The sequence below is a fragment of the Paracoccus sp. J55 genome, assembly GCF_000513975.1.
Lineage (GTDB): Bacteria > Pseudomonadota > Alphaproteobacteria > Rhodobacterales > Rhodobacteraceae > Paracoccus.
Map to the genome: position 1 here is coordinate 131,513 of NZ_AZVA01000001.1, position 20,903 is coordinate 152,415.

A 20,903-nucleotide genomic window follows, 5' to 3' on the forward strand; every position below is an offset into this window, starting at 1 on the left:
TTTTCGGGCCCGGGTTTTGGGTCGTCACAGGAAACCTCCGGTATCCTTGGCGCCGGTTTTCGCGATGCCGCGGCGGCGGAAATATTCGGCGACGGTCAGAAGCAGGATCGACATGACCACCAGCACCGTCCCCAGCGCCATGATCATCGGGATCTGCTTGGGAAAGCGCAGCTGGCTGAAGATATAGGTGGGCAGCGTCGGCTCGTTCCCGGCCAGGAAGAAGGCGATGATGAATTCGTCCAGGCTGATGGTGAAGCTCATCAGCAGCGACGAGATGATGCCCGGCATGACCAGCGGCAGGATCACCAGCCGGAAGGCGCTGATCCGCGTCTCGCCCAGGTCATAGGCCGCCTCCTCCAGCGACCGGTCGAGCGAGTTGAAGGCGGTGGACAGGATCACCATCGCATAGGGCATGCAGATCAGCGTATGGCCGATGATCACCGTCAGGATGCTGAGCTTGACCCCCAGCGACAAGAGCACCACCAGAAGCGAGATCGAGACGATGATCTCGGGCAGCACCAGGGGCAGCATGATCAGCCCCATGATCGGCCCCTTGCCCGGAAACTCGAACCGGGTCGAGGCGCGCGCGGCGAAGATGCCAAGGCAGGTCGCCAGGATCGAGGCGCTGACGGCGATGGTCAGCGAATTGGTCAGCGCCCGGCGCAGCGAGGCGTTGCCCCACATCTGCGCGAACCATTCCGTGGTGAAGCCCCGCAGCGGAAAGGCGATGATCGTGCCGGAATTGAAGGCAAAGATCGGCAGAAGCAGGATCGGCGCGTAAAGGAACAGCAGATAGATCAGCGCATAGGCGCGCAGCCCCCCGCCCTTCATTGCCGCACCTTCAGGAAGCGGCGGTTCAGGGCGATGAAGACCAGGCTGATGACCGCCACGATCAGCATGGCGGTCACCGCCAGCGCCGAGCCCATCGGCCGGTTGTCGAGGTCGAGCATCTGCGCCTGGATCATATTGGCGATCATCGGGATCTTGCCGCCGCCGATCAGCGCCGGGGTGACATAATCGCCGATGGTCGGGATGAAGACGATCAGCGCCGCCGCCACCACGCCGGGCATGGCCAGCGGCAGGGTGACGCGCCAGAAGGTCATGGCCCGGCTTTCGCCCAGGTCGCGCCCGGCCTCCAGAAGCGAGCGGTCGATCTTTTCCAGCGCGATGAAGATCGGCAGGATGGCGAAGGGCGCATAGGCATGGGCCAGCGTGATGACCATCGAATTCACGTTGTAGAGGATGAAGGTCAGCGGCTGCTCGATGATGCCCAGCGTCTTGAGGCCAGAATTGATGACGCCGTTATAGCCCAGGATCACCTTCCACAGGAAAACCCGGATCAGGTAGCTGGTCCAGAACGGGATGGTGATCAGAAACAGCCACATGGCCTTTTTCTGCGGCGCGACGGCGAAGGACAGGAAATAGGCCACCGGAAAGGCCAGCACCACCGTCGCCAGCGTGACCAGCGCCGCCACCACCAGCGAGCGCAGCATGATGCGGTGAAAGATCGGATCGGCCCAGACGGCGCGGTAGTTCTCCAGCGTGAATTCGCGGATCACCGTCAGATAGCCGTCCTTGAAGAAGGAATAGGCCAGGATGGTCAGCAAGGGCGCCGCCAGCACCAGCACGGCATAGGCCAGCGGCGGCGCGATCAGAGTCAGGCCCTGAGCCGTCTGAGATCGGTTTCCTGACGCCATGCCCCGCCCTGTGAATCCCTGTCGCTTAGGGTGGCAGGTTTCCATATCCGCGCCGCGAGGAAAAGGGTTTTCCTGCGGCGCGGCGAGCCGGCCTCAGGCCGCCTGGAAATGCGCCGCCACCTCGCGGCGATGCGGGCGTGCCCGATGCTCGACCAGATAGATGCCCTGCCAGCTGCCCAGTTCCATCCGGCCATGCGCGACCGGGATCTGCAGGCTGACCGGCAGGATCGCCGCCTTGAGATGCGCCGGCATGTCGTCCGGCCCCTCGGCCCGATGCGTCAGGTAATGCATCGCGGGATGATCGGCCGGAGGCGCGATGCGGTCGAGCCAGGCCAGAAGATCGCGCTGCACATCCGGGTCGGCGTTTTCCTGCACCAGCAGCGAGCAGGAGGTATGGCGCACGAACAGCGTCACCACCCCGTCCACCGCGCCGATGCCGCGCAGCCAGCCGGTGACCTCGGCAGTGAAGTCGTGGCAGGCCGGGCCGCGGGTCTGGATGGCGAAGACATGCTGCATTCTATTACAGGTTCGGAATTGGTGAGGTCTTCAGCAGAAAAACCGTAGCCTCCACCATCCTAGAAAAGCTGTCGAAGGTTTCACCCACCACCAAAGCCCATGCGATGACCACCGCCACCAGCGGCGGCGTTATGATCCAGCCACGCCAGTTTCGCCATGAGCACCAGCGCGGCGGCAATGATGCCGACACCGCCATCAGCCAGCCAGTGCCAATCGCAGAAAAGATCAGCAATCCGCCAAATACGAACAGCCGTATGTAAAACGCCCCTTGCCCCGAACCGGGCGGAGATCCCGAAAAGCCGTTGAGGGCAAAGCCGCACATGACAAACGGGGCAATGATCGCCGGCCACCAACTCTGCAAGCTGCAACCGAACCTTTCCAGCAAGCCGCCGTCTCTATATGCACGCTCGTCTTTCCGCCACGGTGCCCAGTCCGCAGTTTGCATTCTTTTGTCCTTTCTATTCATTCCGCCGCCTCGCCGGGCGCTTCCAGCAGCGCGGCGCCGTCATGGTCCAGGCCGATGCGCTTCTGCGTGCGCGCGCCCAGTTCGCGCAGCATCTCGGCCTGGCGGATCACATTGCCCGGGCCGCGCGTCAGCCGGTCCATGGCGGTGGCATGGCTTTTCTGCGCCCGCTCCAGCGCGGTGCCGACATCCTCGACGGCCGAGACGAAGCCGTGCAGCTTGTCGTAAAGCTGGCCGGCGCGGGCGGCGATCTGCATGGCGTTCGATTCGCGCCGCTCGACCGTCCAGATGTGGTCGACGGTGCGCAGCGTCAGCATCAGCGTGGTCGGCGTCGCCAGCCCCACCCGGTTCTCCATCGCATGCCGCGCCAGGTCGGGATCGACGCGCAGCGCCTCGGAAAACGCGCCTTCGACGGGAATGAACATCAGCACGTAATCGACCGAGCCCTCGTCGATCGCCTGATAGCCCTTGGCCGCCAGCCCGGCGACATGGGCGCGGACCGAGGCGACATGCCGGCGCAGCGCGGCGTCGCGGGTCGGCATGTCCTCGGCATTCACCGCCTCTTCATAGGCGTTCAGCGAGACCTTGCTGTCGATCACCAGAAGCTTCTTCTGCGGCATCTTCACGATCACGTCGGGCCGCCACAGCTTGCCGTCGGCGTCGCGATGGCTCGACTGCGTGTCGTAATGCGTGCCGGCGATCAGGCCGGAATCCTCCAGGATGCGTTCCAGGATCATCTCGCCCCAGGCGCCGCGCTTCTGGCTGTCGCCCTTCAGCGCCCGGGTCAGCGCCACCGCCTCGCGCGAGATGTCCTCGGACCGCTTGTGCAGGTATTCGATCTGCTCGCGCAGCCGGGCGCGCTCCTCGTCGGTGGCCTTGTTGCGGGCCTGCAGCTCGGTCTGGAAGCGGTGCACCTGATCGCGGAACGGGGTCAGCAGCGCCGAAAGCTGCTCGCCATGCGCCTTCTGCATCTCGCTGCCCTGGGATTTCAGCGTCTCGTTGGCCAGCAGGCGGAACTGTCCGGTCATCTCCTCGCGCAGCTCGCGCAGGGTGGCGATGTCGCGCTCGGCCGCCTCGCGGTCCTTCTGTGCTGCGAGCCGGGTCTCGGCCAGCTCGCGTTCGAGGCGCGAGACCTGCTGGCGTTCGCGATGCAGCGCATCGGTCAGCCCGTCGCGCTCCTCGATCAGCTCCTGCAAACGCAGCGCCTGCGATTCCGCCCGCGTCTCCAGCCGGCCGACGGCAAGCCGCTGGCCGTGCAGCTCGGCCGCCTCGGCCTCAAGACGCGCCTGCAATTCGGCCTCGCGCCCCCGGGCGAGCGTGGCGGCCGCTTCTGCCGAACGCCGCGTTCGCCACAGCGCAACAAGGCAGCAGGCCAAGGCCGCCAGCGCCGCGATCAGCAACAATCGCAGATTGCCCGCATCCGCCAACCATGCCTGCATGTTTTCCGCCTCGCCCATCGGCCCTTGCGCCTTTCCGGTCCGCGGTCATGCGCCGCTTGGCCGTCACTGTTCACCTTTTCCCCCCAGAATGCAAGCGCGCCGCCCTCTTTCCTTGCCCGGATCGCGCCCCTAGCCTGCGCCGGAAAACCGCAAGAGGAGAACCGGCATGGTCAAGACCGTCGCCGTCATGGTGGGCTCGCTCCGCAAGGAATCGCTCAACCACAGGCTGATGAAGGCATTGCAGAAACTGGCGGAGGGTCGGTTGCAGTTCCACCTGCTGCATATCGGCGATCTGCCGCATTACGACGAGGATCTCTGGGCCGAGCCGCCCGAATCGGTGCTGCGGCTCAAGGACCGTGTCGAGCATTCCGACGCGGTGCTGGCGATCACGCCGGAATACAACCGCAGCTATCCCGGCGTGATCAAGAACGCCATCGATTGGGGCACCCGGCCCTATGGCCAGAACTCGTGGAAGGGCAAGCCCGCGGCCGTGACTGGCACCTCGCCCGGGGTGATCGGCGCGGCGCTGGCGCAGGCGCGGCTGAAGAACGACCTGCTCCATGTCGGCACGGTGATGATGAGCATGCCCGAGGCCTATATCCAGTGGAACGCCGATGCCTACGGCGCCGATGGCAGCGTCACCGACGAAAAGACCGCGAAATTCCTGCAAGGCTTCGTCGATTCCTTCGCGGACTGGATCGAGAAGCACGGCTGAGCCCGACATGAAAAGTCCGCGCCCCGAGGGCGCGGCCTTTTCCCTGATCCCGGCGATTACTGGTCCAGGAACGACCGCAGCTTGCGCGACCGGCTGGGATGCTTGAGCTTGCGCAGCGCCTTGGCCTCGATCTGGCGGATACGTTCGCGCGTGACGCTGAACTGCTGGCCGACTTCTTCCAGCGTGTGGTCGGTGTTCATGCCGATGCCGAAGCGCATGCGCAGCACCCGCTCCTCGCGCGGCGTCAGCGATGCCAGCACCCGCGTGGTGGTCTCCTTCAGGTTCTCCTGAATGGCGCTGTCCAGCGGCAAGACGGCGTTCTTGTCCTCGATGAAATCGCCGAGTTGGCTGTCCTCCTCGTCCCCGATGGGGGTTTCGAGCGAGATCGGCTCCTTGGCGATCTTCATCACCTTGCGGACCTTTTCCAGCGGCATCTGCAGCTTTTCGGCCAGTTCCTCGGGCGTGGGTTCGCGACCGATCTCGTGCAGCATCTGGCGGCCGGTGCGCACCAGCTTGTTGATCGTCTCGATCATGTGCACCGGGATGCGGATGGTGCGGGCCTGGTCGGCGATGCTGCGCGTGATCGCCTGGCGGATCCACCAGGTGGCATAGGTCGAGAACTTGTAGCCGCGGCGATACTCGAACTTGTCCACGGCCTTCATCAGGCCGATATTGCCTTCCTGAATAAGATCAAGGAATTGCAGGCCCCTGTTCGTGTATTTCTTGGCGATCGAGATCACCAGCCGCAGGTTCGCCTCGACCATTTCCTTCTTGGCCTGGCGCGATTCCTTCTCGCCGCGCTGGACCTGGCTGACGATGCGGCGGAATTCCTCGATATCGACGCCGACATGCTGGCCGACCATGGCCATCTCGGCGCGCAGGTTTTCCACCTGGCTGCGGGACTTTTCGAACAGCGCCTGCCAGCCGCGGCCCTTGTGCTCCATCATCCGGTCGACCCAGGTCGGGTCGAGCTCGCTGCCGCGATAGGCGTCGATGAATTCGCGGCGGTTGATGCGGGCGGCATCGGCCAGCTTCACCATGTTGGAATCGATGGTGACGATGCGGCGGTTGATGCCGTAGATCTGATCGACCAGCGCCTCGATGCGGTTGTTGTGCAGGTGCAGCTCGTTCACCAGCGCCACAATGCGCGAGCGCAGTTCCTGATAGGCGTTCTCCTGCGCGGCCGAGAAGGTGCCGTCCTCGTTCAGCGTGGCGGACATGCGGTTGTCCTGCATATGCGCCAGCTCTTCGTAGCCCCGGGCGATCGCCTCCAGCGTCTCCAGCACCTTGGGCTTCAGCGAGGCTTCCATCGCGGCCAGCGACAGGTTCTGGCCGTCGTCGTCATCCTCGTCATCCTCGCCCCGGCCCATCGGATTGCCGTCGGCGTCCAGTTCTTCCTCTTCGCGGGGCGCGCCGCCGGAATTGGCGGCCGGGCGGGTGTCGGTCGGCAGCACCTCCTCTTCCTCGCCCTCCTCGTCCATCGAGCGGCCGAAGGTGGTTTCGAGGTCGATCACGTCGCGCAGCAGGATGTCCTCGTCCAGAAGCTCCTGGCGCCACATGGTGATGGCCTTGAAGGTCAGCGGGCTTTCGCAAAGCCCGGCGATCATGGTGTTGCGGCCGGCCTCGATGCGCTTGGCGATGGCGATCTCGCCCTCGCGCGACAGAAGCTCGACCGAACCCATCTCGCGCAGATACATGCGCACCGGGTCGTCGGTGCGGTCCAGCTTCTCGGTCTCGGCGGTGGCGACGGCGATCTCGCGCGAGCCCGAGCCGGTGGTGGCCAGCTCGCCGCCCTGCTCGGCCTCCTCGGCCTCCTCGTCGGTCTCGACCACGCGGATGTCCATTTCGGACAGCATGGACATCACGTCCTCGATCTGGTCCGAGCTGACCTGTTCGGGCGGCAGGACGGCATTGAGCTGGTCGTAGGTGATGAAGCCGCGCTCACGCCCTTCGGCGATCATGCGCTTGACCGCAGCCTGCGACATGTCCAGCGAATGATCGTCGTCCTTGGTGTCGGGCTTCTGGTCGTCGTCGTTGGCTGCCATGCTGGCTCCCTTGAAGCGGTGATTCGCGAATCAGCGAATCGGGATCGGCTATCGGCCGGTTCTATCCGAATCGCGGGGGGATTCAAAGCCCGCGGCCCGGCCCCGGCCAAGGTGATTCGGCGCCGGCGATTCGCGCCTGTCAGCGGCGCGGCTTGCGCCAGATCTCGTTCTTCAGGGCCGCGTCCAGGATGGCCCTGTAGCTGTCGCTGTCCTCGCCCAGATCCGACAGATCGGCCAGCGACGGGTGATCGGCCTGCTGCCGGGCGCGGGCGGATTGCGCCATGCGCCAGGTCAGCCCCTCATCCGCCAGCCCCTCGATCTCGGCCTCGGCGCGGGCGATTTCCTCGCGCGCGGCACGGCGGGCCTCGATCCGGTCAAGGGCGTTGGCCAGGATGCCCGCCGCGGCATCGCCGTCATGCGGACGCAGGATCGCCGGAGCCGCCCTCACATGGGGGTCGGCCATGATGCTTTCAAGGGCGCGCTGCCCCGCCTGCGACTGGGTGCCGGAAAGCAGGTCGTGGATCAGCGCCGCCCGGTCGGCATCCTGCGGCTCCAGCCGTTCCAGCCGCGATTCGACCGGGGCGATCAGGCCGGGATGGGTGGCGCAGATCGCCAGCACCATGGCCTCGATCAGCCGTTCCGCCTCGTGCTCGCCGGCTTCGGGCGAGGACAGGCGCGAGGCGCGCGTCGGCGCCGCCGGCGCGACGGGCTGGAAGCGCGGATTGCGCGCCTGCCCCTGCCAGCCCTCGCGCGGCGGGCGCGCCGGGGCGGCATCGCGGCGGCGGTTGCCGAAGAGCTGCCATTTCAGGTTGCGCAGCACCGCATGGTAATGGTCGCGGGTGTCCTTGTCGGGGATCTTCGCCACCGCCTCGCCAAGCGCCTTGTCCAGCGCCGCGCGGCGTTCGGGGCTGTCGAAGACCCGGCCCTCGGTCTCGCGCCGCCAGAGCAGGTCGACCAGCGGCCGCGCCTCGTCCAGCACCGCCGCCATGGCGCCGGCGCCGCGGGCGCGGATCAGGTCGTCGGGGTCCAGCCCCTGCGGCAGGAAGGCAAAGCGCAGCGCCTGCCCCGGCCCGGTCCTCGGCAGCGCCAGGTCGATCAGCCGCATCGCCGCGCGCAGCCCCGCCTCGTCGCCATCGAGCGCGATCACAGGCTCGGGCGAGATGCGCCACATCAGCCGCAGCTGGTCCTCGGTGATGGCGGTGCCCAGCGGCGCCACCGCCCCCTCGAACCCGGCGCGGACCAGGGCGATCACGTCCATGTAGCCCTCGGCCACCACCAGCGGCCTGCCCTTGGCCACCGCCGCCCGTGCCGGGCCGATATTGTAGAGGTTGCGGCCCTTGTCGAAGAGCGGCGTCTCGGGAGAGTTCAGGTATTTCGCCCGCGCGTTCGGGTCCATCGCCCGGCCGCCGAAGGCGATGCAGCGCCCGCGCCCGTCGCGGATCGGGAAGGTGATGCGGCCGCGGAAGCGGTCGAAGGGCGCGCCGCCGTCGTCGGGCTTGGCCGCCAGCCCGGCCTCGACGATCAGCTGCTCGGCGATGCCCTTGGCGCGCAGGGCGTTGAACAGGCCCTGGCGCTGGTCCGGGGCAAAGCCGATGCCGAAGCGTTCGCAGGCAGCCTCGTCCAGGCCGCGGCGGGCCAGATAGGCGCGCGCCGCTTCCGCCACGCCCATGCCCAGCTGCAGGCGGAACCAGCGCACCGCCTGTTCCATCACCTCGACCAGTTCCGTGCGGCGGTCGGCGCGCTGCACCTGGCGCGGGTCGCGCTCGGGCATCTGCAGGCCGGCCTCGGAGGCGAGCAACTCGACCGCCTCCAGGAAGCCCATGCCCTCGGCCTCGCGCAGGAAGGTCAGCGCGTCGCCTTTCGCGTGGCAGCCGAAGCAGTAATAAAAGCCCTTCTGGTCGTCGACATGGAAGGAGGCGGTCTTTTCGCCGTGGAAGGGACAGGGCGCCCACCAGTCGCCCTTGGCCTGATTCGAGCGCCGCAGGTCCCAGACCACCTTGCGGCCGATCACGCGCGACAAGGGCACGCGGGCGCGGATTTCGTCGAGGAACTGGGGCGGCAGGCTCATGCCGTCTTATATCGGATCAGGACCGCCGGTTGAAAAGGGGATTCGCACCGACGGCCCCGCGCACCAGGTCCCAATAGACCGCGACCACCCGCTCCTGGTCCAGCCGCCCGCCCTCGCGATACCAGTTGGTGACGCCTGTCAGCATGGCGATCAGCGCCATGGTGGCCAGCCGCGTGTCGGGCACCGCCATCGCGCCCTCGGCCTCGCCGGCGATCAGGATCGCCTCCAGCGCGTCCTCGTAGCGGCGGCGCAGGGCGGCGATCCCGGCGCGGTTCTCGGGCGTCAGGTTGCGCAGCTCCATATAGGACAGGAACACCGCCTCGGGACGCTCCAGGCTGGTCTGGATGTGAAAGCGCAGGAAGGTTTCCAGCCGGTCCAGCGCCGGCCGCGCGGGATCGTCGCGCCAGGCGGCCAGCAGCTCCTCCATATGCACCCGCAGCAGGTCGGCCAGCAGCGCCTGCTTGTCGGGCGTGTAGGCGTAAAGCGCGCCGACCTGCACCCCCACCTCGGCCGCGATCTGCCGCATCGAGACCGCCGCATAGCCGTGGCGCGCGAACAGCTTGCGCGCCGTGTCGCGGATCAGCGGTCCGGTGATCTCTGCCCTTGAGCCCTGGGTCCTTGCCATGCCGCCTTCTAGGCGGCGACCCGCGGCAAGGTAAAGACCGCATCTTGCCCCCGCCGCCGCCCTGGGCCTATGGTCCGGCGCATGGAAAGGCGGAGGAACGGCATGGGGCGGATCTGGGGCGTGCTGGCGCTGGCGATGCTGGCCGGCTGCGGCGATGCCGGCGGCGACTATCCCGCGCTGATGCCGACCGACCGGCTGCTGGCCGAGCCCGCCCTGCCCGGCCATGCCGCAGACGCCGCCCAGGACCCGACGGCGGTCGGCGGCGCGCTGGACGCGCGCGGGCGGGCGCTGGCGGGCCGCTCTGCCGCGGGGCCGGTGGCCAACGACGCCGAGTTGCGGCGCCGCGCCGAGGCGCTGCGCGCCCGCGCCACGGCGCTGTCGCAACAATCCCTGTCCGGCGACTGCCCCGAGGGCGACGCCGGTTGCGCGCCGGATTAAGGAGAGCCCATGCCGGTCATCACCTGCATCGACGACCTCAAGGCCATCTATCGCCGGCGCGTGCCGCGCATGTTCTACGACTATGCCGAAAGCGGCAGCTATACCGAGAGCACCTTCCGCGAGAGCTGCACGGATTTCCAGCGCATCAAGCTGCGTCAGCGCGTCGCGGTGGACATGACGGGGCGCAGCACCGAAAGCACGATGATCGGGGAACGGGTCGCCATGCCGGTGGCCCTGGCCCCGGTCGGCATGACCGGCATGCAATGCGCCGATGGCGAGATCAAGGCGGCGCGCGCCGCGAAGGCCTTTGGCGTGCCCTTCACGCTGTCCACCATGTCGATCTGCTCGATCGAGGACGTGGCCGAGGCGGTGCAGGCGCCGTTCTGGTTCCAGCTCTACGTCATGCGCGACCAGGAATTCCTTGAGGCGATCATCGAGCGGGCCCGGCGCGCCCATTGCTCGGCGCTGGTGCTGACGCTGGACCTGCAGATCCTCGGCCAGCGCCACAAGGACCTGAAGAACGGCCTGTCGGCGCCCCCCCGGCTGACCCTGCCGGTGCTGCTGGACCTGGCGACGAAATGGCGCTGGGGCATCGAGATGCTGCGCACGAAGCGCCGCTTCTTCGGCAATATCGTCGGCCATGCCAAGGGCGTGGGCGATCCCTCGTCGCTGATCGCCTGGACGGCCGAGCAGTTCGACCCGCAGCTCGACTGGGGCAAGGTCGCCCGCATCCGCGACCTCTGGGGCGGCAAGCTGATCCTCAAGGGCATCAACGATCCCGAGGACGCCCGCATGGCCGCCGATTTCGGCGCCGATGCGATCATCGTCAGCAACCATGGCGGCCGGCAGCTGGACGGCGCGGTCAGCTCGATCCGCATGCTGCCCGAGATCGTCAAGGCGGTGGGCGACCGGGTCGAGATCCATCTCGACAGCGGCATCCGCTCGGGCCAGGACGTGCTGAAGGCGCTGGCGATGGGGGCGCATGCCACCCATATCGGCCGCGCCTTCGTCTACGGGCTGGGCGCCATGGGCGAGGCGGGCGTGACCGCGGCACTCGAGGTGATCCGCAAGGAGCTGGACATCACCATGGCGCTGTGCGGCGAGCGGGACGTGAAGGCCCTCGGCCGCCACAACCTGCTGGTGCCGCCGGATTTCCTGCAGCCCTGGGCCTGAACCCGTTCAGGGCCGGGCGGGATGATGCCCCTGCCTTTGCCGCTTGTCCTTGCCGAAGCCGGGGATCGGCAGCCGGCCCAGCAGCAGCGCCGCGAGGGTCGGCAGCCCGACGCCGAACAGCATGAGCCCGACCAGGTCCCGCACCCCCAGAGCATTGGCCAGGAACAGCGCCAACACATGCATGAAATAGATCATGGCCGAGATCGGATCCAGCCGGATCGGCGGCGGCGGCATGGCGGTGCCCAGCGTCGCCATGAACAGCGCCGGCGCCGCGACATAGGCGCTGACGGGGATGTCCAGCATCACCTGATCGCTGCGCCAGGCCTGGACCAGCCAGGCCTCGATCATCAGCAGCCCGGCCCCGCCAAGGGTGCAGGCCAGCACCAGCCAGCGCGGCGGCAGCCCCTCCATCCCCAGCCGGGCCACGCGGCGGCCGCAGAGATAGCCGATCGCCACGAAGGGGAAGCACATGAACAGCCCGTTCGAGAATTTCTTCACGCCGATCTGCATGACCCCGGACAGGGCGACATATTGCAGCACCAGCCCGATCACGGCGCAGACCGCCACCGCCGCCAGCAGGATGCGGTATTCATAGGCCGGCGCCAGCTTGCGGGCAAAGCCGCGCAGAAGCAGGATCACCGCCCCCGCGACCAGGATGCCGGCCATGAACCACAGGTGGAAATAGCCCCAGGCCAAGGTCTTGACCAGCGAGCCGAGCCCATGCACCTGATCCAGCCAGAAGGGCAGATAGACCGCCATCCAGAACAGGTAGAGCGCCGCGACGCGCCACAGCCACTTGACGCCCTTGCCGCGCGCCACCGCCGAATAGAGGAAATAGCCCGCCACGATGCAGAAGGTCGGCACCATGACCCGCATCAGCCCGTTGCCGATCATGAACAGCCGCGGCGTCATGTTGGTCTGCAACCAGTAGGTATGCGCAAAGGCGACCAGGACCGCCAATCCCAGCTTGAGATAGTCCAGCGAATGAATACGGTGCAACGCGAAAACCCCGACCCCCACTGGCGCAAGCTTTGCAACCAGCGAGGACTATCTGACAAGCATTTTTCCCGCGGCATGCAACTGTTTTTTCGCTTCACATCCGAATGACGTCGCGCTATAGGCGCGGCTTCGGCCATGCACCCTTGGAGGATGGCCGCGAACGCTTAGCAAAGGAATACCATCATGGCCAAAGAGATCCCGGATCTGGTGGCCGAGGCACGCGCGGGGACAGGCAAGGGGGCCGCCCGCCAAGCTCGCCGCGAAGGCAAGGTGCCCGGCATCGTTTATGGCGACGGCAAGGAGCCGCAGCCGATCCAAATCGAGTTCAACTCGCTGCTGACCAAACTGCGCGCCGGCCGCTTCATGTCCACGCTGTGGAACCTGAAGGTCGAGGGCCAGGACGACGTGCGCGTCGTCTGCCGCGGCGTCCAGCGCGACGTGGTCAAGGACCTGCCGACGCATATCGACTTCATGCGCCTGCACCGCAACACCCGCGTGAACCTGTTCATCCACGTGAACTTTGAAAATCACGACGCCGCCCCCGGCCTCAAGCGCGGCGGCACGCTGGTCGTGGTGCGCCCCGAGGTCGAGCTGGTCGTGACCGCCTCGGACATCCCCGAGCAGATCACCGTGGACCTGACCGGCAAGCAGATCGGCGACACCATCCACATCAACGACGTGGTGCTGCCGGCCGGCGTGAAGCCGACCATCGACCGCAACTTCGTCATCGCCAACATCGCCGCGCCCTCGGGCCTGCGCTCGGCCGATAACGAGGAAGCCGCAGCCGCCGAAGACGAGGCCACCGAGGCCTGATCGCCGGCTTCAGCTGCGAATCACATCGGGCGGCACCCCTGCGGGCGCCGCCCTTTCTCTTGCCGCCGGGCCCGGCGATTGCTAGGACATCGCGCCTGACGCGAAGGGGAAACGCATGGAACCGATCCATATCATCGGCGCCGGCCTTGCCGGGTCCGAAGCCGCCTGGCAGATCGCCCGCGCGGGCGTGCCCGTGGTGCTGCACGAGATGCGGCCCCAGGTCGCGACCTTCGCCCACCGCACCGGCGATTGCGCCGAGATGGTCTGCTCGAACAGCTTCCGCTCGGACGACGACCGCATGAACGCCGTGGGCCAGCTGCATTGGGAAATGCGGGCCGCGGGCGGGCTCATCATGGCCATGGCCGAACGTCACCGCCTGCCCGCCGGCGGCGCGTTGGCCGTGGACCGCGACGCCTTCTCGCAGGCCGTGACCCGGGCGTTGCGCGACGAGCCGCTGGTCAGATTCGCGCCGGGCGAGATCCGCGAGCTGCCCCGCGAGGGGCGCTGGATCGTCGCCACCGGCCCGCTGACCTCCGAGGCGCTCGGCCAGTCGATCCGCAACCTGACCGGCGAGGGCTCGCTCGCCTTCTTCGACGCCATCGCCCCCATCGTCCATGCCGACAGCATCGACATGTCGATCTGCTGGCGGCAAAGCCGCTACGACAAGGGCGAGACCGAGGAAGAGCGCACCGCCTATATCAACTGCCCGATGACGCGCGAGGATTACGAGGGCTTCATCGACGCCCTGCTCGCCGCCGACAAGACCGAGTTCCACGAGGGGGAAACGGCCGGCTATTTCGACGGCTGCCTGCCGATCGAGATCATGGCCGAACGCGGCCGCGAAACCCTGCGCCACGGTCCGATGAAACCCGTGGGCCTGACCAACGCCCATAACCCGGCCGAGAAGCCCCATGCCGTGGTGCAGCTGCGCCGCGATAATGCGCTGGGGACGCTCTACAATATCGTCGGCTTCCAGACAAAGATGAAATACGGCGCGCAAGTGGATGTTTTCCGCCGGATTCCCGGGTTGCAGAATGCCAGCTTCGCGCGGCTGGGCGGCATCCACCGCAACAGTTTCCTGAATTCGCCGCGGCTGATCGACGACCGGTTGCGGCTGCGCGCGCGCCCGAACCTGCGCTTCGCCGGCCAGGTGACAGGGGTCGAGGGCTATGTCGAATCCGCCGCCATGGGCCTGCTCGCTGGCCGCATGGCCGCGGCCGAGGCGCTGGGGCGCGACCTGCCGCCGCCGCCGGCCACCACCTCGATGGGTGCGCTGGTCAACCACATCACCGGCGGCGCGGATGCCAGGACCTTCCAGCCGATGAACGTGAATTTCGGCCTCTACCCGCCGCTGGACGCGATGCGCGGCGGCCGCAAGGGGCGCAAGGACCGCTACCCGGCCTATACCGACCGCGCGAAAGTCGATTTTCGGCAATGGCTTGCAGGGCAAAGTTGAACCGGACGCGGTTCGCCCCCTCGCCGACCGGGCCGCTGCATCTGGGCCATGCCTTCGCGGCCCTGACCGCCGCGCGCCTTGCCGATCCCGGCCAGTTCCTGCTGCGCATCGAGGATATCGACCAAAGTCGCTGCCGCCCGGAATACGAGGCGCTGATCGCCGAGGACCTGCACTGGCTGGGCCTCGACTGGCCGCAGCCGGTCATGCGCCAGTCCGAACGCCTGCCCGCCTATCAGGCGGCGCTGGACCGGCTGGCGGAGCTGGGCCTGACCTATCCCTGCCGCTGCCGCCGCGCCGACATCCGCGCCGCGCTCTCGGCCCCGCAAGAGGGCCCGGCCGTGATCGGCCCTGACGGCCCGGTCTATCCCGGCACCTGCCGCCACCGTTCTATGGCCGAGGCCGGGCCGGACGACGCCATCCGCCTGAACGCCGCCCGGGCGCTCGACCATCTCGGGCTCGACGAGATCATCTTTCTCGACCAGAACATCGCCCCCGGGCTGCCGCATCGCCTCACCGCGCGGGACTTCGTCGCCGGGATCGGCGACGTGGTGCTGGCGCGGCGCGGCATGGGCACCAGCTACCACCTGGCGGTGGTGGTGGACGATGCCGCCCAAGGCATCACCCTGGTGACGCGCGGGAAAGATCTTTTGGATTCAACATATATTCACATCATTCTTCAGAAACTGCTGGAGCTTCCGACGCCACGCTACCACCACCACCGGCTGATCCGGGACGAGCAGGGCAAGCGCCTCGCCAAGCGGGACGACGCCCGCGCGCTGAAGCTTTTCCGCAACGAAGGCACCAGCGCCGCGCAGATCCGCCGCCAGCTAGGCTTCTGACGGCGCCATGATCTCGACCTCTTTCCCCTCGCGGATGGCGGTATAGAAACAGCTGCGCCGGTTGGTGTGGCAGGCCGGCCCATGCTGGTCGACCAGCAGCAGCAGACAGTCGCGGTCGCAATCCAGCCGCAGCTCGACCAGCTTCTGCACATGGCCCGAGCTTTCGCCCTTGACCCAGAAGCCCTGGCGCGAGCGTGACCAATAAGTCACCCGCCCGCTCTCCAGCGTCTGTCGGACGGCTTCGGCATTCATCCAGGCCATCATCAGCACCTCGCCGCTGCGATGATCCTGCGCAATGGCGGGAATCAGCCCGTTCGCGTCATATTTCAGGCTGGCAGGGTCGAACATCGGCTTTCCTTTCGGCTGCACCGCACCTATCTAGACCCGACGGCAGCAAGGGAAAAGACCATGTCTGACAGCGACCTGATGCAGCTCTATTCGCGGCGCATCCTGGCGCTGGCCTCGGACATCCCGCATCTGGGCAAGCTCGACCATGCGACGGGCAGCGCGCATCGCCGCTCGCCGCAATGCGGCTCTTCGGTCACGGCGCATGTGGTGATGCGGGACGGCCGCATCGCCGAATTCGCGCAGGAGGTGCGGGCCTGCGCCCTGGGCCAGGCCTCTGCCGGGGTTCTGGGCCGCACCGCGCTCGGCCGCACCCGCGACGAGATCGCCCGCGCCCGCGACGCATTGCAGGCCATGCTGAAATCCGACGGCCCCGCCCCTACGCCGCCCTTCGAGGAACTGGAAGCCCTGCTGCCCGCCCGCGACTTCCCGAACCGCCACGCCTCGATCCTGCTGGCCTGGGAGGCGCTGCTCGGCGCCATCGACGCCTCGGCCTGACCGGCTTCTTCGTTCCCCCCAATACCCCCGCCGGAAGCGCGTCCCGCCCGCCTTCACCGTTTTCCAAATACTCCCGCCGGAGGCGAAAAAGAAAAGCCGGCCCGCAAGGGACCGGCAGTTGCGCGCATGATCGTCCGGGAGAAGGTTCCGGCCCCAGGCGAAGGGCCGTCGATTGCGCGGGGCAGTGAGGATCAGGCCGCCAGGATCGAGGGCAGCGAAAACAGGATGATCGCGGTCACCGAAATCGCGACGGTGCCGAGCAGGTCAGAGAGGGATTCGCGGGTCATGAGGTCTCTCCACAGTTCGTTTATGGTTTGTTCTCACGAGTCGTGAACAAAGTAAAGAACTTTTTAGGAACATCATGCGAACATCTATCCGGCGCTGATCAGTCGGATGGCGCGATCCTGCTCCATCAGCCACAGCAGCAGCCGCACGGCCTGGCCGCGCCCGCTCTCCATGGCCGGGTCGCGCTCCAGGAAGCTCTGCGCGTCCTTGCGCGCCAGCGCCATCAGCCCGGCCTGGCGTTCCAGGTCGGCGATACGGAACCGCGGCAGGCCGGATTGCGCGGTGCCGATCACGTCGCCGGCGCCGCGCATCGCCAGATCCTCCTCGGCGATGCGGAAGCCGTCCTCGGTCTCGCGCAGGATGGTCAGGCGCCGCCGCCCGGTCTCGGACAGCGGCTCGTGATACATCAGCAGGCAGCTCGAAGCGCCCGAGCCGCGCCCGACCCGGCCGCGCAGCTGATGCAGCTGTGCCAGGCCGAAGCTTTCGGCGCGCTCGATCACCATGATCGTCGCCTCGGGCACGTCGACGCCGACCTCGATCACCGTGGTCGCGACCAGGATACGCGCGCGGCCGGCGGCGAAATCGGCCATCGCCGCGTCGCGTTCCTCCGGCGGCATCTGGCCGTGGACCAGCCGCACCTGCTCGCCGAACCGCGCCCGCAACTCCTGGAAGCGCGCCTCGGCGGCGGTCAGGTCGATGGCCTCGCTCTCCTCGACCAGCGGGCAGACCCAATAGGCCCGGGCGCCGGAGTCCAGCGCCCGGGCCAGATGCTCCACCACTTCGGCCATGCGCGCGTCCGAGACCACCGTGGTGCGGATCGGCTGCCGGCCAGCGGGCTTTTCGTCCAGCACCGACAGGTCCATGTCGCCGAATTGCGCCAGCGCCAAGGATCGCGGGATCGGCGTTGCCGTCATCACCAGCATGTCGGGCGGCAGATGCCCGCCCTTGGCGCCCAGTTCCATGCGCTGGTTGACGCCGAAGCGGTGCTGTTCGTCGACGATGGCCAGCCGCAGGTCGTGGAATTCGACCGATTTCTGGATCACCGCATGGGTGCCGACCAGGATATCGATCCGCCCCTCGGCCAGGTCGGTCAGGATATTGGCGCGGGCATCGCCCTTGTCGCGGCCGGTCAGCGCCTCCAGCCGGATGCCGGCCAGCCGCGCCAGCGGCTCCAGCGCGCGGAAATGCTGGCGGGCCAGGATCTCGGTCGGGGCCATCAGCACGCCCTGCCCGCCCGCCTCGACCGCGACCAGCAGCGCGAGGAAGGCGACCAGCGTCTTGCCGGCCCCGACATCGCCCTGCAGCAGCCGGTTCATCCGCCGCGGCGCGGCCATGTCACCGGCGATCTCCTCGACCGCGCGGGCCTGCGCCCCGGTCGGCGGCCAGGGCAGCCCGGCCAGCACCCTGGCGCGCAGATGCCCGTCGCCCTGCGTGGCCAGCCCTGCCTGCCGCCGCCGGTCGCGGCGCAAGAGCGCCAGAGTCATCTGATGCGCGAACAGCTCGTCATAGGCCAGCCGGGCGCGTGCCGGATCGGTCGGCGACAGGCCGGCCGGCCCTTCCGGCGCATGGGCGCGGGCCAGCGCCTCGGCCCAGGCCGGCCAGCCCTCGCGCGCCAGGACCGAGGCGTCGATCCATTCCCCCGCCTGCGGCAGCCGCCCCATCGCCGCCTGCACCGCCTTTTGCACCACCCCCTGAGTCAGCCGGCCCGAGAGCGGATAGACCGGCTCGAAATCCGGCGGCGGCACCGAGCCTTCGGCGCCGATATGGTCGGGATGCACCATCTGCGCCATGCCGTCGAACAGCTCGATCTTGCCGGAAACCAGCCGCCGCGCACCCAAAGGCAGCTGGCTTTCGATCCAGTCCTTGCGCGGATGGAAAAAGACCAGCTGCAGGTCGGCGCTGCCGTCCGAGCAATGCACCCGCCAGGGCCGGCCCTTGGCCGTGGGCGGGCTGTGGCGCTGCACGGTGATCGCCACGGTGACGATCTCGGGCGGGCGGGCATCGGCCAGCCGGGCGATCGGGCGGCGGCGGATGCCGGAATGCGGCAGGGTCAGGATCAGGTCGCGCAGCCGCGTCACGCCCATCTGGGCAAAGGCCTCGGCCGCCCGCGGGCCGACTCCGGGCAGGGTCTCGACACCCGCGAACAGTGGAAACAGCGCCGGCGGGCGGCCCGGCGTCACCCCTGGGCGATCGCCAGCCATTCGTCCTCGTCGATAACCTTGATCCCCAGTTCGGCGGCCTTCTTCGCCTTCGACCCGGCGCCGGGGCCGGCGATCAGCAGGTCGGTCTTGGCCGAGACCGAGCCCGCGACATGGGCGCCAAGCGCCTCGGCCCGCGCCTTGGCCTCGGCCCGCGTCATCTTTTCCAGCGTGCCGGTAAAGACCAGGGTCTTGCCGGTGATGGCGCTGTCGGCGGCGCGCTTCTCGGGCGGCAGCACGGTCAGGAAGCCGACCAGCCGGTCGATCGCCGCCCGCTCGCGCGCATTGGCGAAGGCGTCCGACAGCGACATGGCCAGCACCGGGCCGATGCCGTCGGCGGCGATCAGCCCGGCCCAGGCCGCGCTGGCCTCGGGCGGCAGATCGACCTGCGCCAGCGCCGCGGCGCGCGCCTCGGACGGCCGGGCACGGCGGCCTTCGGCCGCGGCCGCCGCGCGCTCGGCCTGGGCCGCCTCTTCGGCCAGGCGATGCGCCACAGCCGCCGGACGCGCGGTGTCGAGCGCCGCCTCCAGCGCCTCCCAGCTGCCGTAATGGCGGGCGAGATCCTGCGCCGCAACCTCGCCGACATGACGGATGCCAAGGGCGAAAAGCAGCCGCGCCAGCGGGATCTCGCGGCGCTTCCCGATGGCCTGGAACAGGCTGGCGGCGCTTTTCTCGCCCCAGCCCTCGCGGTTCTTCAGCTGGGTCAGCTGGCCGGGGCCGTAGCGGTCCTGCAGGGTGAAGATGTCGGCCGGCTCGGCGATCCAGCCGTCGCGGAACAGCTCTTCGACCAGCTTGGCGCCCAGCCCCTCGATGTCGAAGGCGGCGCGCGAGACGAAATGGCGCAGCTTCTCGACCGCCTGGGCCGGGCAGATCAGCCCGCCGGTGCAGCGCCGGACCGAGTCGCCCTCTTCCCTTATGGCGGGCGAGCCGCATTCCGGGCAGGTCTCGGGGAAAGCATAGGGAACCGACTCGGGCGGGCGCTTGGCCAGGTCCACGTCCGCGACCTTGGGGATCACGTCGCCGGCGCGATAGACCTCGACCCAGTCGCCGATGCGGATGTCCTTGCCGCCGCGGATCTCGCTGCCGTCGGCGCCGCGGCCGGCGATGTAATCCTCGTTGTGCAGCGTGGCGTTCGAGACGACGACGCCGCCCACCGTCACCGGATGCAGCCGCGCCACCGGGCTCAGCGCACCGGTGCGGCCGACCTGGATGTCGATGGCTTCCAGCCGGGTCCAGGCGCGCTCGGCCGGGAACTTGTGCGCCAGCGCCCATCGCGGCGTGGTCGAGCGCATGCCGAGCCGCGCCTGATAGCCGAGGTCGTTCACCTTGTAGACCACGCCGTCGATGTCATAGCCAAGCGTCGCGCGCATCTGCTCGATCTCGGCCCAGGCGGCCAGCATGTCCTGAACCGAGGCACAGATCCGGGTCAACGGATTGATCTGGAAGCCGAAATCCTGCATGCGCCGCACCGCTTCCATCTGCGTGCCGGCGAAGGGCGCGCTGACCTCGCCCCAGGCATAGGCGAAGAAACGCAGCGGCCGCGCCGCCGTCACCGCGGGATCGAGCTGGCGCAGCGAGCCCGCCGCCGCATTGCGCGGGTTGGCAAAGACCCGGCCGCTGTCGGACTGGTTCAGCGTCTCGAAATCCGCATGCGACATGTAGACTTCGCCGCGGATCTCCAGAACCTCGGGCCAGCCGTCGCCGGCAAGCCGCTCGGGAATGTCGGCGATGGTGCGGGCGTTGGCGGTCACGTTCTCGCCCACCGCGCCGTCGCCGCGGGTGGCGGCCTGGATCAGCCGCCCGCCCTCGTAGCGCAGGGACAGCGACAACCCGTCGATCTTCGGCTCGGCGGTGATCTCCAGCACCGTGCCGGGCGCGAGGTTCAGGAACGAGCGCACCCGCTGCACGAAGGCCTCGACATCGCCCTGGCTGAAGCCGTTTTCCAGCGACAGCATCGGCAGGCGATGCGGGATCTTGGCGAAGCGGGTGTCGGGCGCGGCGCCGACCTGCGCCGTCGGGCTGGCCGGATGCGCAAGCTGGGGGAAGCGCGCCTCGATCTCTTCGAGCCGGCGCTTGCCGGCATCGTATTCCGCGTCGCTGATGAAGGGCGCGTCCTGCTGGTAATAGGCCAGGTTGGCGCGCGCCACCAGTTCGCTCAGCCGCCCATGCTCCTCGGCCGCTGCCCCTGCATCCAGACCGGAGACCGGTGGCCGGGCCGATTCCGCTGCGGGAACAGCCTGCTCCTCGTCTTCTCCGGCCATCCTGCCCTCCGCCTGCCTGCCGGCCCTTGC

Annotated in this window: 19 protein-coding genes; 7 read left to right on the plus strand and 12 right to left on the minus strand. The window is 68.2% G+C overall.

Annotated features, from left to right (window positions below):
- Window positions 1–24: 24 nt before the first annotated feature.
- From PARJ55_RS0100630 to rmuC, 5 genes are all read right to left on the minus strand, one after another.
- Window positions 25–831 carry an ABC transporter permease gene (locus tag PARJ55_RS0100630; RefSeq protein ID WP_028711219.1) on the minus strand — a complete coding sequence of 269 codons (807 nt, stop codon included), beginning with the start codon at window positions 829–831 and terminating at the stop codon, window positions 25–27.
- On the minus strand, window positions 828–1,697 hold the full coding sequence (locus PARJ55_RS0100635) for an ABC transporter permease (protein WP_028711220.1): 870 nt from the start codon (window positions 1,695–1,697) through the stop codon (window positions 828–830). Before PARJ55_RS0100635 ends, PARJ55_RS0100630 begins: the two co-directional genes overlap by 4 nt.
- A gap of 93 nt (window positions 1,698–1,790) precedes the next feature.
- Entirely contained in the window at window positions 1,791–2,213 is a 423-nt protein-coding gene (locus PARJ55_RS0100640) for a secondary thiamine-phosphate synthase enzyme YjbQ (protein ID WP_028711221.1), read from the minus strand.
- Between the two features lie 4 nt (window positions 2,214–2,217).
- Window positions 2,218–2,658 carry a hypothetical protein gene (locus PARJ55_RS21305; protein ID WP_036713632.1) on the minus strand — a complete coding sequence of 147 codons (441 nt, stop codon included), beginning with the start codon at window positions 2,656–2,658 and terminating at the stop codon, window positions 2,218–2,220.
- Between the two features lie 17 nt (window positions 2,659–2,675).
- Complete coding sequence (rmuC, locus tag PARJ55_RS0100645; protein WP_232215645.1) at window positions 2,676–4,115, minus strand: DNA recombination protein RmuC; 1,440 nt, start codon at window positions 4,113–4,115, stop codon at window positions 2,676–2,678.
- 166 nt (window positions 4,116–4,281) lie between these two features.
- On the opposite strand from rmuC, the gene PARJ55_RS0100650 reads away from it, so the two are divergent.
- The gene (locus PARJ55_RS0100650; RefSeq protein ID WP_028711223.1) at window positions 4,282–4,830 is read left to right on the plus strand and encodes an NADPH-dependent FMN reductase; all 549 of its coding nucleotides are present in this window, start codon (window positions 4,282–4,284) and stop codon (window positions 4,828–4,830) included.
- 56 nt (window positions 4,831–4,886) lie between these two features.
- Here PARJ55_RS0100650 and rpoD read toward each other — a convergent pair whose 3' ends face one another.
- The 3 genes from rpoD to PARJ55_RS0100665 form a co-directional block, all read right to left on the minus strand.
- Window positions 4,887–6,875, minus strand: a complete 1,989-nt coding sequence (gene rpoD, locus PARJ55_RS0100655) for an RNA polymerase sigma factor RpoD (RefSeq protein WP_028711224.1) — start codon at window positions 6,873–6,875, stop codon at window positions 4,887–4,889.
- Window positions 6,876–7,014: 139 nt separating this feature from the next.
- Window positions 7,015–8,943 (minus strand): DNA primase, encoded by a 1,929-nt coding sequence (gene dnaG, locus PARJ55_RS0100660; RefSeq protein WP_028711225.1) that lies wholly within the window; start codon window positions 8,941–8,943, stop codon window positions 7,015–7,017.
- A 16-nt stretch (window positions 8,944–8,959) separates the two neighbouring features.
- Entirely contained in the window at window positions 8,960–9,568 is a 609-nt protein-coding gene (locus PARJ55_RS0100665; protein WP_028711226.1) for a TetR/AcrR family transcriptional regulator, read from the minus strand.
- A 102-nt stretch (window positions 9,569–9,670) separates the two neighbouring features.
- Here PARJ55_RS0100665 and PARJ55_RS0100670 point away from each other — a divergent pair, with 102 nt between their 5' ends.
- Window positions 9,671–10,006 carry a hypothetical protein gene (locus PARJ55_RS0100670; RefSeq protein WP_028711227.1) on the plus strand — a complete coding sequence of 112 codons (336 nt, stop codon included), beginning with the start codon at window positions 9,671–9,673 and terminating at the stop codon, window positions 10,004–10,006.
- A gap of 9 nt (window positions 10,007–10,015) precedes the next feature.
- Entirely contained in the window at window positions 10,016–11,179 is a 1,164-nt protein-coding gene (locus PARJ55_RS0100675) for an alpha-hydroxy acid oxidase (RefSeq protein ID WP_028711228.1), read from the plus strand.
- A gap of 6 nt (window positions 11,180–11,185) precedes the next feature.
- Here the strand turns inward: PARJ55_RS0100675 and PARJ55_RS0100680 are convergent, their stop codons facing one another.
- Window positions 11,186–12,178 carry an acyltransferase family protein gene (locus PARJ55_RS0100680; RefSeq protein WP_028711229.1) on the minus strand — a complete coding sequence of 331 codons (993 nt, stop codon included), beginning with the start codon at window positions 12,176–12,178 and terminating at the stop codon, window positions 11,186–11,188.
- Between the two features lie 183 nt (window positions 12,179–12,361).
- Between PARJ55_RS0100680 and PARJ55_RS0100685 the strand changes: the two genes are divergently transcribed.
- The 3 genes from PARJ55_RS0100685 to gluQRS all read left to right on the plus strand — a co-directional run bounded on the left by PARJ55_RS0100685 (window position 12,362) and on the right by gluQRS (window position 15,286).
- Complete coding sequence (locus PARJ55_RS0100685; protein WP_028711230.1) at window positions 12,362–12,991, plus strand: 50S ribosomal protein L25/general stress protein Ctc; 630 nt, start codon at window positions 12,362–12,364, stop codon at window positions 12,989–12,991.
- 115 nt (window positions 12,992–13,106) lie between these two features.
- Window positions 13,107–14,447 (plus strand): methylenetetrahydrofolate--tRNA-(uracil(54)-C(5))-methyltransferase (FADH(2)-oxidizing) TrmFO, encoded by a 1,341-nt coding sequence (gene trmFO / locus PARJ55_RS0100690; protein ID WP_028711231.1) that lies wholly within the window; start codon window positions 13,107–13,109, stop codon window positions 14,445–14,447.
- The gene (gene gluQRS / locus PARJ55_RS0100695; protein ID WP_028711232.1) at window positions 14,426–15,286 is read left to right on the plus strand and encodes a tRNA glutamyl-Q(34) synthetase GluQRS; all 861 of its coding nucleotides are present in this window, start codon (window positions 14,426–14,428) and stop codon (window positions 15,284–15,286) included. The genes trmFO and gluQRS overlap by 22 nt, the downstream gene beginning before the upstream one ends.
- Here the strand turns inward: gluQRS and hisI are convergent.
- Window positions 15,275–15,634, minus strand: coding sequence for a phosphoribosyl-AMP cyclohydrolase (gene hisI / locus PARJ55_RS0100700; protein WP_028711233.1), 360 nt, complete (start codon window positions 15,632–15,634; stop codon window positions 15,275–15,277). The genes gluQRS and hisI overlap by 12 nt on opposite strands.
- A gap of 60 nt (window positions 15,635–15,694) precedes the next feature.
- Here hisI and PARJ55_RS0100705 point away from each other — a divergent pair, with 60 nt between their 5' ends.
- Window positions 15,695–16,129, plus strand: coding sequence for an iron-sulfur cluster assembly scaffold protein (locus PARJ55_RS0100705; RefSeq protein ID WP_028711234.1), 435 nt, complete (start codon window positions 15,695–15,697; stop codon window positions 16,127–16,129).
- A 371-nt stretch (window positions 16,130–16,500) separates the two neighbouring features.
- On the opposite strand, the gene recG is transcribed toward PARJ55_RS0100705, so the two are convergent.
- Both recG and ligA read right to left on the minus strand, forming a co-directional pair.
- Window positions 16,501–18,615, minus strand: coding sequence for an ATP-dependent DNA helicase RecG (gene recG / locus PARJ55_RS0100715; RefSeq protein WP_036697453.1), 2,115 nt, complete (start codon window positions 18,613–18,615; stop codon window positions 16,501–16,503).
- Window positions 18,591–20,873 (minus strand): NAD-dependent DNA ligase LigA, encoded by a 2,283-nt coding sequence (gene ligA, locus PARJ55_RS0100720; protein WP_036713635.1) that lies wholly within the window; start codon window positions 20,871–20,873, stop codon window positions 18,591–18,593. Before ligA ends, recG begins: the two co-directional genes overlap by 25 nt.
- Window positions 20,874–20,903: the final 30 nt, after the last annotated feature.